Source organism: Brevibacterium sp. FME37 (genome assembly GCF_014897485.1).
In the GTDB taxonomy this organism is placed as follows: domain Bacteria; phylum Actinomycetota; class Actinomycetes; order Actinomycetales; family Brevibacteriaceae; genus Brevibacterium.
In genome coordinates, this window is the sequence record NZ_JABUYE010000003.1 from 157,724 (window position 1) to 171,175 (window position 13,452).

Consider the following 13,452-nt stretch of genomic DNA (forward strand, 5'->3'; position numbering starts at 1 on the left):
CTGAGTCGATCCGGTCAGTGGGCCACAGCGGCCGCGCCGTGCTCGTCGATGAGGTGGCCGGTTTCGAACCGGTCGAGGGCGTAGGGGGCGTTGAGCGGGTGCGGTTCGTCGTTCGCGATGGTGTGGGCGAAGGTGTAGCCGGCGGCAGGTGTTCCCTTGAAGCCTCCGGTGCCCCATCCGCAGTTGGCGTAGAGTCCTGCGACTTCGGTCTTCGACACGATCGGTGAGGCGTCGAGGGTGACGTCGACGATGCCGCCCCAGGTGCGCAGCACATGAGCGCGGGCGAAGATCGGGAAGAGTTCGACCGCGGCGGCGAGCTGCTCTTCGATGACGTGGAAGCCGCCTCGTTGTCCGTATCCGTTGTACGAGTCGACCCCGGCGCCCATGACCAGCTCGCCCTTGTGCGCCTGGGAGACATAGACGTGGACGTGGTTGGACATCACGACGGTCGGGTGGACGGGTTCGAAGAGTTCGGACACCAGCGCCTGCAGCGGATGGGACTGGATCGGCAGTCGGATCCCGGCCATGTCGGCCAGGACCGAGGAGTCGCCGGCCACGCACATGGCCACCTTCTCGGTGGCGATGTTGCCGCGAGTGGTCTGGACCCCGATGACCTTGTCGCCGATGCGCTCGATGCCGGTGACCTCGCAGTTCTGGATGATGTCGACGCCCATTTCGTCACACTTGCGGGCGAAGGCCCAGGCGACGTGGTCATGCTTGGCGATGCCAGCACGCGGCTGGTAGGTGCCGCCCATGACCGGATATCGCAGGTCATCGCCGATGTTGATGATCGGGCAGACTTCCTTGACCTGCTCGGGGTCGAGCCATTCGGCGTCGACGCCGTTGAGCGCGTTCGCATTCACACGCCTCTGGGACTCGCGCACATCCTGCAGGGTGTGGGCGAGGTTGAGGACTCCGCGCTGGGAGAACAGGAAGTCGTAGTCGAGTTCCTCGGGCAGCTGCTCCCAGAGCTTGAGGGACTTCTCGTACATCGCGGCGGACTCGTCCCAGAGGTAGTTCGAGCGGATGATCGTCGTGTTTCGGGCCATATTGCCCCCGGCCAGCCATCCGCGTTCGAGGATGGCGATGTTCGTCATGCCGTGATCCTTCGCGAGGTAGTAGGCCGTCGCGAGACCGTGGCCGCCGCCGCCGATGATGATCGCGTCGTACGAAGCCTTAGGCTCGGGGTTGCGCCAGAGGAAGTCCGGATGTTCGGGGAGTTGGTCGGCCATCAGGGTGCTCCGATCTCTGCGATGGTGGGATACAAGGCGTGGGCGGCGGCGAGCGTGGAGACACGGGCGCCGAGTTCAACGATGGTCTCGGCAGCGGCTCCGCTCTCTGCGGTTCCGGCGATGAGGGTCTCTGCGATGATGTCGGCGACCTCGGCGAACGCGTCCGAGCCGAATCCGCGGCTGGCCAGGGCCGGAGTGCCGATACGCAGGCCCGACGTCACCATCGGCGGTCGCGGGTCGTTGGGCACGGCGTTGCGGTTGACGGTGATGCCGACCTCGGCGAGGAGGTCCTCGGCCTGTCCGCCGTCGAGCACGGAGTTGCGCAGGTCGACGAGAACGAGATGGACGTCGGTGCCCCCTGTGACGATCGAGATGCCCCGCTCGGAGACGTCGGACTCGCCGAGGCGGCGGGCGAGTTCCGCCGCACCGGCCAGCGTGCGACGCTGCTTGTCGGCGAAGTTCTCTGTGGCGGCGAGTCCGAAGGCCACGGCCTTGCCCGCGATGACGTGTTCGAGGGGCCCGCCCTGCTGGCCGGGGAAGACCGCGGAATTGATCTTCTTGGCGATGGCGGCGTCATTCGACAGGATGATTCCGCCACGCGGCCCGCCGAGGGTCTTGTGCGTCGTCGACGTCACGACGTGGGCATGCGGCACGGGCGAAGGGTGCAGACCGGCGGCGACGAGACCGGCGAAGTGGGCCATGTCGACCATCAGGTAGGCGCCGATGGAGTCGGCGATGCGACGGAATTCGGCGAAGTCGAGCTGACGTGAGTAGGCCGACCAGCCCGCGACGATGAGCTGGGGGCGGTGCTCCTGAGCCAGACGATCGACTTCGGCCATATCGACACGATGGGTGTCATCGCGCACGCCGTAGGCGACGATGTCGTAGAGGCGTCCGGAGAAGTTGATCTTCATCCCGTGGGTGAGGTGACCTCCGTGGGCGAGATCGAGGCCGAGCACCGTGTCGCCGGGGCGGATGAGTGCGTGCATCACCGAGGCGTTGGCCTGCGCCCCGGAGTGCGGCTGGACGTTCGCGAACTCGGCTCCGAACAGCCCTTTGCCCCGGGCGATTGCGATGCGTTCGATCTCGTCGACATGCTCGCAGCCGCCGTAGTAGCGACGACCGGGATACCCCTCCGCGTACTTGTTCGTCAACACCGAACCCTGCGCGGCCATGACGGCGGCCGCGGTGTGATTCTCGGAGGCAATCATCTCGAGGCCCTCGCGCTGACGACCGAGCTCGGCGTCGATGAAGCCGGCGATCTCAGGATCGAGTTCGGCGATGGACGTACTCAGCTCGACGGGCTCCCGGCTGGGGAAACCGGCGTCAGCGTTGCCGACGGAGACACCTGAGGGCTCGACTCGTTCTGCAATCTGCTGTGTCATGTGATCTCCTTCGATCATTGATCATCAACTAATATATCAGTTGTCTTCCTGTATTCTAAGCAGTGTCAGTCACCGAATGCAACAGCTTTTTCAGGAGTTGAGCCATGCGCACATCGGCAGCCCCGAAGTCGAACCGAGGGTCTCTCTCCGACTACGCCTACGAGACTCTCCGTCATCGGCTCATCATGCTCGACATCGCACCCGGCGACGCTATCAACGAGGCCACGCTCAGCGATGAGCTCGATGTCGGTCGCACCCCGATCCGCGAAGCGCTCAAACGCCTGGAGAGCGATCACCTCGTCGTCTCGTTCCCGCGCCGCGGCACCTTCGCCTCGAACGTCGATCTCACCGACCTGAGCACGATCTCCGAGATGCGCGAAGTCCTCGAACCCATCGCCGCACGCAAGGCGGCCGCCAACCTCGAGGCCACCCGCCGCGAGGAGTTCACCGCGATGATCTCGGAGCTCCGAGCCCTCGGAACCGACGTTGATCAGCGGACTCTGATGGAGCGAGATCTGTCCGTCCACCGCCTCATCTACTGCTCCGTCGACAATCTGCATCTCACCGAGACCCTCGTGCGCCTCGACGATCTGGCGACGCGGATCTGGTGCCTGGTCATCCCGCGCATGCCGGACCTCATCGGACATATCCGTGAGCACATCGACCTGCTCGAGGCGATCGTCGAGGGCGACGAGGAGGCAGTGGCGGAACTTGCCGCCGACCATGTCCGCGATTTCGACAGGACCCTGCGCGCAGCCTTGAGGTGAGTTCTGGAAAGAAGCCGGCGATGACGCCCGTGGTGGATCGATCTGGCACGTGGTGGATCGATCTGGCACGTGGCAGGTCGAGCACTGCGAGTCAGTGTCCGCTGCGAGTCAGTGGCCGCCCAGACGCTGCGAGACTCGTCGAGCGGCGTCGACGCAGCACTGACCGAGTTTCGCGATCTGATCCGCATCGGTGCGGAACTTGGGTGCGGCGATGAGAACGGCGGCGACGAGCGCTCCGCGATGGTCGTGCACCCCGGCTGCGATCCCGACCTCGTTCGGCGACGTGTGGGCATCATTGAGCGCGTAGCCTCGCTGCCGATTGCTGCGCAGAAGCGCGCGGTAGGCGTCGAAGCTCTCGGGGCTGGAGTCCAGACCGAGGAGGGAGTCGCTGTCGGCGAGCGCCTGGACCTCGGCGACCTCAGCGAAATCGAGGAAGACCTGCACCGATGCGCTGTAGGCGGTCTGATAGCGCGACCCCAGGCTCGAGGTGTGCTTGACCTGCTGCGGGCTGGGGATCTGCTCGACCGTGATCGCCTCGGTCCCGTTCCACACGATGAGGGCGCTCGTCTCCTCGGTCCGGCGGGTGAGATCCTGGAGGATCGGATAGGCGGCCCTCCTGACATCGAGGTCGGCGAGCAGGGGCCCGGCGATCGCGAGGATTCCCAGACCCAGCCGGTAGCGGCGTGAGGATTCCTGCTCGACGATGCCCTGGGCTTCGAGCGCGGTGAGGATTCTGGACACGGTGCTCTTGTGCAGACCCACTCGCGGCGCGATTTCAGTGACGCCGAGCTCCTGCCGATCTGGGGAGAAGCAGCGGAGGATCGACACCGTGTTCTCGATGACGGAGGCACCGCGGTGGGAGATGTCGGAAGACTGTCGAGGCATGATGTCAGTGTATTCGTCCGCGGGCACCGACTGACGCGGTGCCCGCGGACATTTCCGGGAGCGACCCGGTCCTTCCTGCTTCAGCTCCTGCGTGAGCGGTCGTGCCGCTCAGGCAGGGATGATGTTGTGCTCGGGTCCGAAGGGGAACTTCGTAATGTCCTCGGATCCGGACTCGCCGACGACGCAGATATCGTGCTCGCGGTAGCCGCCGGCTCCCGGCTGCCCCTCGAGGACGGTGATCATCGGCTCCATCGACACGACCATGCCCGGCTCGAGCACGGTGTCGATGTCCTCGCGCAGTTCGAGGCCCGCTTCGCGGCCGTAGTAGTGGCTGAGCACACCGAAGGAGTGACCATATCCGAAGGTGCGGTTCGGGAACAGACCGTGCTCGAAGTAGATCTCGTTGAGCTCGGCCGCGATGTCCTTGCACACCGCTCCGGGCTTGATCAGTTCGATGCCCCGCTTGTGCACCTCGACGTTGACGTTCCACAGGTCGAGCGAGGCCTGGTCGGGCTCACCGTAGAACAGGGTGCGCTCGAGAGCGGTGTAGTAGCCCGAGGGCATCGGGAAGCAGTTGAGGCTGAGGATGTCGCCCTTGCGCACCTTCCGCGTCGTCGCCCAATTGTGCGCTCCATCGGTGTTGATGCCCGATTGGAACCACACCCAGGTGTCGCGGATCTCCTGGTCGGGGAACGTCTCGGCGATCTCGTGGACCATCGCCTCGGTGCCGATGAGGGCGACTTCGTACTCACTGATGCCTTCGGTGATCGCGGCCTTGATCGCCTCCCCGCCGAGGTCTCCGATCCGGGCGCTGTGCTTGATCACCTCGATCTCCTCAGCTGACTTGATCATACGCTGACGCATCGCGGCCTGTGAGATGTCGACGAGGCTTGCCGAGGGGAAGGCCCCCTGGATCTTGTTGCGATTCTCCAGGGGCAGGTTGTCGTCCTCGACGCCGAGGCGCTTGGGGGCGGCGATGCCGCGCTGGCGCAGACCTTCCTGGATGGCGTAGAGGTAGTTGTCCCGGCGCCAGTCCGTGTAGACGATGTTCTCACCGTAACTCGTCCGCCAGGGCATGCCCGCGTCGATGTTGGCCGTGATCGTCACAGAGTCGTCTGGGGTGACGACCATCGCGTAGGAGCGACCGAAGTAGGTGAAGAGGAAGTCTGAATAATATTTGATGTTGTGATAAGAGGTGAGCACAACGGCGTCGAGTTCCTTCTCGGCCATGATCGTCCGCAGCCCGGTCAGGCGCCGCTCCATCTCTGCGTCGGAGAACGTCAGCGTCGACTTGGAACCGTTGTGGAGGACCTTGAGGCGCTCGAGGTCGGCGACGGAGGCGGTGTCGGTGGTTGTGGTGGTCATGAGATCTCCTTCTCGTGTGGGTGAACCGTGGGTGGGTCGGGGTGCGTTGCGAGTGAGCCGGGAGGGGTGCGTCTGCGCGGATCAAACTTCGCGCAGGGGTTTGTGGAAAGTCTCTTTGGCACAGAGGACCGCGCCCAGGCAGACGACGGCGGCAGCCATGAGATACCAGCCGGGTGCCAGCGGCGAATTCGTCACTCCGATGAGCAGGGTGGCCATGAACGGTGCCGTGCCGCCGAAGAGGGAATTCGAGAGGTTGAAGCTGACGGCGAATCCGGTGTAGCGGATCCTCGTCGGGAACATCTCGGCGAGGAAGGTCGGCAGCGTCCCGTCGTTGAGCGTCAACATGCCGCCCAGAGCGATCTGGACGAGGACGACGACGGTGAAGCTGCCGGAGCCGAGAAGCATGAACGCCGGAACTGTGAAGATGATGAAGACGATGGAGGCGATGAAGAGCATCCGCTTGCGCCCGAACCGGTCCGAGGCCAGCCCTGTCAGCAGGATGAAGCCGATATACGTCAGCAGCGCGATCGTCGTGGCGACGAAGGATTCGGTGGCACCGTATCCCAATTCCGTCGTGAGGTAGGTGGGCATATAGGTGAGCACCACGTAGAAACCGACCGCATTGAGCAGAACCGCGCACATGGCGATGATGAGGGGTCGCCAATGGTCGCGGAACATTGCGAAGACCGGCGCCTTGATGACTTCGTCCTCTTGGGCCAGTTCACGGAAGGCCGGGGTGTCTTCGAGTCGCGTGCGGATATAGCGGCCGATGAGACCCATGGGAGCCGCGAGGAAGAACGGCAGCCTCCAGCCCCAGGTCTCCAGCTGCACGTCGGTGAGCACAGAGGTCAGGATCGCGGCGAGCACGGAGCCCAGCAGGAGCCCGGAAGCGGTGCTGGCCGGGACCACTGCCCCGTAGAGACCACGCCGGCCCGGGGGCGCATATTCGACGAGAAATGCCGAGGCACCCGCATATTCGCCAGCCGCGGAGAATCCCTGGACGAGGCGGACGAGCAGGAGGAGGAGAGGCGCGAACAGACCGACCATAGCGTAGCTGGGCAGCAGGCCGATGGCGAAGGTCGAGACCGACATGATGAGGATCGACACGGACAGCGCCGAACGACGACCGATCTTGTCGCCGATGTGACCCCAGATGAACCCGCCGATCGGACGAACGACGAAGGACACCGCGAAGACCGCGAAGGTTGAGAGCAGAGCGATGTTGCCCTCTGAGGCAGGGAAGAAGACGAGTGCAATCGTAGCCGCGAAGTATCCGTAGACGCCGTAGTCGAACCACTCAACGAAGTTGCCGATGAAGCTCGCGGAGATGACACGGCGCAGGACGCGCTTCTGTTTGACCGAAGGGGAGGTGGCGGGATCTGAGACCTGAGTCATGGTCACACCGCCGATCTCATGGGAGCGAATATCGACATCTTTGTCTTCTCCATCATCGTGACTGATATGAGTCAGTTGCAATCAGTGCAACCCTGTTGCATCAACAATAGAGGCGGCGAACTTCCCGGTCAAGGGTTGTCGCCAAGGAAACCGTGTGCTGGGTCGACGCACGTCAGTCGTCAACGGTGCACTATCGCAGGTCGGCATCGAACGCCGACGCTCTTCGCAACTGATCGACTACCTCGCAGTTCGCAAAGGGCTGTGGGCCAGCCATCCCCCGACAACTGTTGGTATCGAATGTTCGAGAAGCGGCGCTGGATCGCGAAGAACTTGCCAACCGCTGGCACACATTCACCTGCAGGACGTATTGCGGCACGACGAAGGCCCCTGCAGAACTCAAACGTCCTGCAGGGGCCCTCGAGGTCCGGTGCTGCGAATCCCGCTACCGGCTGGAGACCCGGCCGAACATATTCGCGATCGGTGCCAGCAGCATCGGCCTGGCGGCGAACCAGCCGCCGACGATGACTGCCAGCGAGACCACGAACCAGATGAAGCCGACCCAGTTGAGCTGATCCGATCCTGAGAACATGTGGTTGAGGTTCTGCAGCATTCCCGTCGTGAAGACGAGGAACACGTGGATGAGGATGAACACAACGAAGAAGATCATCGTCGGGAAGTGGATCGCCCGAGCCAGCGGCGCCGGGTAGATCTTGTTGAGCTTGGTGGCGTCCTTCGGCCACCATTCGCTCATTCGCAGACCCGTGATCGCGGCCAACGGAGCTGCCACGAAGACCACCAGGAAGTACATCAGCTGCTGGAGCGAGTTGTAGTTGACCCAGCCGTCTTCCGCAGGCCAGTCCAACATCATGTACTGCAGCATGGCCGAGACAGCGTTCGGGAACACTTCCCAGCTGGTCGGTACGATGCGCGCCCAGTGATCGGACACGAACAGCAGGACGACGAAGACGACGCCGTTGACCATCCACAGCAGGTCGAGACCAGTGTGGAACCACAGGTTGATGCTGACCTTCTTGCCACCCTTCTTCGGGGTGTAGAAAGCCGGCGGCTTCTGCTGGTGCCGAACTTGGAGCCCGGACCGAATGATGAGGACCATGAAGAACATGTTGAGGAAGTGAGTCCACCTCGCCCAACCGGGGAATCCGTCATCGACGAACGCGGGCAGTTCATACTCGCCCGGGTAGCGCTTGAGGAACTCAGGTACACCGGGCAGGGTCGTCAGACCCCTTGCGGCGAGGACGATCACGCCCGCGACGATGACGAGTCCGACGAGTCCCAAGCCACCGAGCTTCGCCCACTGACCCACGGACTTCGAACCGATCATCGTCGGTTCCTTCTTCTTCGGTGCAGCGCTCTTGGCAGCCGAGGCCGAGCTCGCCTTGGCGGCAGGCTTGTCGGCCTGCTTCGCTGCCGGCTTCGCGGTCGGCTTGTCCGTCGCCTTAGCGGCGGGTTTGGCCGTCGGCTTCTTCTGCGCGGGTCCTGTGGACTTCGGCAGTCCGGACCGTGACGACTTCGGAGCCGCCGAGGTGGCGGCTGGCTTCTCGTCCTGAGCGGACTGATCTGCCTTATCGTCCGAGCTTGAGGCCGCAGCTGCGGCACCGGCCGCACCGGCACCGACGGCTGCTGCTCCCGCAGCGGCTGCAGGAGCAGCCGAAGAGGAATCACTCGATGACTGTTCAGGCGTCTTCTCAGCCGGAGCCGACGACCCTGAAGCAGCAGGAGCCGGTTCGGTGGAGACTGGAGCCGACTCGGCAGAAGCAGGTGCAAAGCCCTCTGGAGGCCATGGATCCCCGCCCGCCACACGAGGCAGTCCACGACGCAGAGGTGTATCGCTGAGCTCACCGGATGACTTCTTCCCGGAGGAAGCAGCGGCACCGGCGGCAGTCGCACCAACAGCTGCACCGGCTGCGCCAGCGGTTGCTGCACCGGCGGGAGCTGCCGATGACTTTTCCGTCTCGGCAGGCTTCTCACTTGCAGCTGGAGTATCTGTGGATGCGCTTGAGTCTGCGGCGGCCGGAGCGGCGGCAGCTGCAGGCGCGGACGTGGAAGCAGAAGTCGCCGAGGCGGCTTTCGCACCGGCTGGAGCCAGTCCCTCTGGCGGCCATGGTTCGCCGCCGGCAACGCGGGGCAGTCCACGGCGCAGGGGAACGTCGCCGGCAGGTGCCGACTCAGTCGCTTCTGGCTCAGATGCTGCAGACCCAGTCGCTGCGGAGCTCGCATCAGCAGACTCAGCTTCAGCAGGCGCCTCGGAAGCAGTTGCTTCCTGAGCGTCAGAGTCGGAGGCCGCCGGAGCAGCTTCCGAACTCGAGGCGGCCTTCACGCCGGCGGGCGCGAGCCCCTCGGGTGGCCATGGTTCGCCGCCTTCAACGCGGGGCAGACCCCGGCGCAGCGGAACCTCACTGCTCGCCTCGGAGGCAACGGCGGCGGAACCAGCAGCTGCACCCGCAGCAACACCGGCCACGCCGACTGCCGCACCGGCCCCGACGGAGCCGGAGTCTTGGGCAGCTTCGGGCGACTCGGCAGCTGCCGACTCATCCGCGTCTACCGAGTCATCCACCTCGGCGCCGGCATCGGCTGATTCCGGCTCGAACGATTCTTCCGCTGCAGCTGAGGCACCCGGCTCGACCGGCTCACCGATGACACCCTCTGGGGGCCATGGCTCACCGCCCGGAACTCTGGGCAGGCCCGAGCGCAGCGAACTGGAGTACGTGGCCATATCAGGACTGTTTCTCTTTCAAGGTCTCGATCGACTGCGGGACGACCTTGAACAGGTCGCCGACGACGCCGTAATCGGCGATGTCGAAGATCGGCGCCTCGCCGTCCTTGTTCACAGCCACGATCGTCTTCGAGGTCTGCATACCGGCCTTGTGCTGGATCGCACCGGAGATGCCGAGTGCAACGTAGAGCTGCGGCGACACGGAGACACCGGTCTGTCCGACCTGGTGAGACTGGGCGATGTATCCGGCATCGACGGCCGCACGTGAGGCACCGACAGCAGCACCGAGGACGTCGGCGAGTTCGCCGACGAGCTCGAAGGATTCTTCGGAGCCGACACCGCGGCCACCGGAGACGACCTTCGAGGCGCCACGCAGCTCGGGACGCGAAGAGGTCTCGACCACGGCTTCGAAGGAGTCGATCTGGGCCGAGCGCTTGCCGGAATCGGCAACCTCGATGGCCTGAGCGTTCGCAGACTGGGCTTCCCCACGGGTCTCGATGGATCCCTGACGAATGGTGATGACCGGGGCACCGAAGGTCGGTGCCGAGGTTGCGGTGTAGCCGCCGCCGTAGACGGAGTGGTTGGCTACGATACCTTCGCTGTCACGCTCGACGCCCAGTGCGTCGACCGAGACGGCCGAGCCGTTGCGGACTGCGAAGCGTCCGGCGATGTCTCTGCCGTCGATCGAGTGCGAGATGAGGATGGCATCGGGTGCGACAAGGTCGCTCGCAGCGCTGAGGGCATCGACTGCGAAGGTTCCCAGAGCGGAGTTGCCCTCTGGAACCTCGGCGGTGAGCACCTGCACGGCACCCAATGATGCGGCCTGCTGCGCCGCAGCCTCGCCGCGACCAGCAGGTGCGAGCACGAGCGCAACGGGTGAACCGATCTCACCGGCACCGCCGAGCAGCTCAGCGGCCGGCTTCTCCAGCTGACCCTCGGAGTCGACGGTGAGGACGGCGAGAATGGAGTCTTGTGCGAATTCGGACATATCGATTCTCCTTAGGCCAGGCGGTTCTTGATGAGGTATTCGGCGAGCTCTGCTCCGCCGTTTCCTTCGTCGACGATCTTCTCTCCGGCTTCGCGCGGCGGCTTCTCGGCCACCGTGACCATGATCGATCGTGCTGTGGACTGGTCGTTAGCATCGACCTCGAGGTCGGACAGCGCGATGACCTCGAAGGGCTTCTTCTTCGCGGCCATGATGCCCTTGAAGTTCGGGAAGCGGGCCTCGGGAAGCGCCTCGGTGATGGAGACGACGGCCGGGAGTTCGGCGCTGACTTCCTGCTTGCCGCCCTCGACTCCGCGGGTCCCTGCAACCTTGCCGTCGCTGATCTCAACCGAGGTCAGGCCGGTCACATGCGGGAAGTCCAGGTGCTCGCCGAGCATGGCGGGAATCATGCCGCCGTTGCCGTCGGTGGAGACGTTGCCAGTGACGACGAGGTCGAAGCCGCCACGGCGAATGGCTGCGGCTAGGACTTCGGAGGTGAGGCCGAGGTCGGCGCCGAGGAGTTCCTCGTCGGAGATGTGCACGGCGTTGTCCGCGCCCATAGCCAGGCCCTTGCGGATCGTGGCGGTCGCGGTCGATGGCGCCATCGAAATGACGGTCACCTCGGTTCCGTCACTGCTGTCCTTATAGGAAAGCGCGACTTCGAGGGCACGCTCGCCGATTTCGTCGAGAACCGCTTCCGAGGCGGAACGATCCGCCAAGCCGGTTTCCAAATTCAGTTTCCGATCCCCGTATGTATCCGGGACCTCTTTGACCAACACCGCGATCTTCAAGGATGACTCCTATTCCGTGAGGCAATTCATCTGCAAATGAGACTTCTGCCTCATAATCTACCGTCAGCACGTTCTCGCCCGACACCCGGGTTCACGAGGAAGCCCGGAAAAGTACTCAGTCAGACATCCTACTTCCTGTGTGCCATAGCTAACATGCCAATTGTACGAACGTTCGAACAAATTCTACCCGCCAAAAGCTGATGGGTCGTCATCTCCAAAGCAGATTGGTCATCATCGCGATGTACGAGGCGGCTTCCGAAAGCAGTGAGGAGCGCGCACAGAAAAGGGGCCCTAGAATGGAGGCACCGACCGTGACCAGGCATCGGAAGCCACCGACTGCGACCAGGTACCGGAACTGGACCGAAGAGTCCGACGCCCGCATCAACGTTGAAGGAGCGCCACGTGGCATTCGATCTCGACGACATCGACCGCAGCATCATCGCCGCTCTTGTCGACGACTCACGCCTGAGCGTGCGCCAACTGGCCGAGAGGGTGCACATCTCCCGGTCGGCCGCCCATAAACGCTTCTCGGTTCTCGTCGAGTCCGGGGCGATCAAGAAATTCACCGCCGAGGTGGACCGCAGTGCCCTCGGCATGACCGTGACCGCAGTGGTCGTCGTGAAAATCGGCGATCGCCCGTGGCCCAAAGTCAGAGACGATCTTGCCGAGCTGCCGTTCGTGGAGAAGGTTCAGGCTGTCAGCGGTGACATCGATGCCCTGGTGACCGTGAATGCTCCCGACAACACTGCACTGTCCCAGGTCATCCTGCGCAGGATCCACGAAGTACCCGGCGTGGTGTCCTCCCGCTCTCTGCTCATCCTCGATGAGGCGGAAGGACACAGGCCCGGCTCAGGCCACTGAGCGACTCACTCAGAGTCCCGGCCTTCAGCCCTTCTGGTATTCCTTGATCGCCTTCTCGGCCATCTCGACCCCGTACTTCGCGTCGGAGTATCCGGCGATCGTGGCCTTGCCATGCGGGTAGACATGTCCGGCTTTGACCGCGGGCAGGTCCTTGAAGACCGCCGAATCCATCATCGTCTTCGTCAGCTCGTCGTACTCGCCGCGCATGTTCGAGGTCACGAAGATGACGTCGGCATCTGTCAGGCTCTTGTCGAGGACCTCCATTGAGATCTGGGCCTCGGGCTCCTTGATGCCCGACTTGTTGCCGCCCTGGCTGGCCTTCGCGTACTTCTTGATAGTGGCGTCCTCGTCAGCCGACCAATCCAGGCCGAGCGGAGTGAACAGGGTGCCGACCATGTTCTCACTGCCCCAGAGGTAGGCGGAGTTGTCTTCGAAGGAGGAGACGACTCCGAGCTTCGTGCCCTTGGTGACCTCGCCGTACTCTTCGGCGATCTCCTTCTGCTCCGCCTGGAAGTCGGCGTCGAGCTCTTTGAGATCATCGGTCTGGTTGATCGCCTCGGCGACTTCCTCGACTCGCTGCTGCCAGTTCGCCCGGTCGCCGCCGCGCAGTGTGAATTGGTAGACCGGCGCGATCTCCTCCAACTGCTTGATCATGTCCTGCTCATAGATGTTGGGGGCGAGGATGAGGTCGGGTGACACCTCGGCGAGCTTCTCCAGGTCGGGCTCCTCTTGGGCCACGACAGGGATGTCGCCGAGCTGATCGACCCATTTTTCGGGCACTGAGGGCTCCTGAAATTCGCCCTGCCCGACGGGAGGCAGGTCAAGGTCCATGAGGGTCTCGGTGGCGGCATAGTGCAGGGTCGCGACGTTCTTCGGATCAGCGGGGACTTCGACCTCGGCGCCACTGGAATCCGTGACGGCGCGGGTCTCGGCCTCACCCGAGGCCTCGGCGCCTCCACCACCGCCTGCACAGCCTGCCAATAGTCCAAGACTGGCCACTGAGGCGATCACGGCTGTGGCGATGCGATTGAGTTTCATGTGTTCCTTTCAAC

11 protein-coding genes are annotated in these 13,452 nt (G+C 63.9%); 2 read left to right on the plus strand and 9 right to left on the minus strand.

Going from position 1 to position 13,452, the window contains the following annotated elements:
- Positions 1-14: 14 nt before the first annotated feature.
- Entirely contained in the window at positions 15-1,232 is a 1,218-nt protein-coding gene (locus INT29_RS04855; RefSeq protein WP_101570059.1) for a sarcosine oxidase subunit beta family protein, read from the minus strand.
- A complete protein-coding gene (glyA, locus tag INT29_RS04860; RefSeq protein WP_319020838.1) occupies positions 1,232-2,617 on the minus strand; it encodes a serine hydroxymethyltransferase in 1,386 nt (461 codons plus the stop codon). Before glyA ends, INT29_RS04855 begins: the two co-directional genes overlap by 1 nt.
- 104 nt (positions 2,618-2,721) lie before the next feature.
- On the opposite strand from glyA, the gene INT29_RS04865 reads away from it, so the two are divergent.
- Complete coding sequence (locus INT29_RS04865) at positions 2,722-3,384, plus strand: GntR family transcriptional regulator (protein ID WP_101570058.1); 663 nt, start codon at positions 2,722-2,724, stop codon at positions 3,382-3,384.
- A gap of 108 nt (positions 3,385-3,492) precedes the next feature.
- On the opposite strand, the gene INT29_RS04870 is transcribed toward INT29_RS04865, so the two are convergent.
- The 6 genes from INT29_RS04870 to INT29_RS04895 all read right to left on the minus strand — a co-directional run bounded on the left by INT29_RS04870 (position 3,493) and on the right by INT29_RS04895 (position 11,539).
- Positions 3,493-4,269 carry an IclR family transcriptional regulator gene (locus INT29_RS04870; RefSeq protein WP_101570210.1) on the minus strand — a complete coding sequence of 259 codons (777 nt, stop codon included), beginning with the start codon at positions 4,267-4,269 and terminating at the stop codon, positions 3,493-3,495.
- Between the two features lie 108 nt (positions 4,270-4,377).
- A complete protein-coding gene (locus INT29_RS04875; protein ID WP_193070897.1) occupies positions 4,378-5,634 on the minus strand; it encodes an aminopeptidase P family protein in 1,257 nt (418 codons plus the stop codon).
- Between the two features lie 81 nt (positions 5,635-5,715).
- Positions 5,716-7,029, minus strand: a complete 1,314-nt coding sequence (locus INT29_RS04880; protein WP_193070898.1) for an MFS transporter — start codon at positions 7,027-7,029, stop codon at positions 5,716-5,718.
- A gap of 442 nt (positions 7,030-7,471) precedes the next feature.
- Complete coding sequence (locus INT29_RS04885) at positions 7,472-9,763, minus strand: cytochrome b/b6 domain-containing protein (RefSeq protein ID WP_193070899.1); 2,292 nt, start codon at positions 9,761-9,763, stop codon at positions 7,472-7,474.
- Between the two features lies 1 nt (position 9,764).
- Positions 9,765-10,751, minus strand: coding sequence for an electron transfer flavoprotein subunit alpha/FixB family protein (locus INT29_RS04890; RefSeq protein ID WP_193070900.1), 987 nt, complete (start codon positions 10,749-10,751; stop codon positions 9,765-9,767).
- Positions 10,752-10,762: 11 nt separating this feature from the next.
- A complete protein-coding gene (locus INT29_RS04895) occupies positions 10,763-11,539 on the minus strand; it encodes an electron transfer flavoprotein subunit beta/FixA family protein (protein ID WP_193070901.1) in 777 nt (258 codons plus the stop codon).
- A gap of 402 nt (positions 11,540-11,941) precedes the next feature.
- Between INT29_RS04895 and INT29_RS04900 the strand changes: the two genes are divergently transcribed.
- Positions 11,942-12,400: an Lrp/AsnC family transcriptional regulator gene (locus INT29_RS04900; protein ID WP_101570053.1), complete on the plus strand. Its 459-nt coding sequence runs from the start codon at positions 11,942-11,944 to the stop codon at positions 12,398-12,400.
- A 24-nt stretch (positions 12,401-12,424) separates the two neighbouring features.
- On the opposite strand, the gene INT29_RS04905 is transcribed toward INT29_RS04900, so the two are convergent.
- On the minus strand, positions 12,425-13,438 hold the full coding sequence (locus INT29_RS04905; RefSeq protein WP_193070902.1) for an ABC transporter substrate-binding protein: 1,014 nt from the start codon (positions 13,436-13,438) through the stop codon (positions 12,425-12,427).
- Positions 13,439-13,452: the final 14 nt, after the last annotated feature.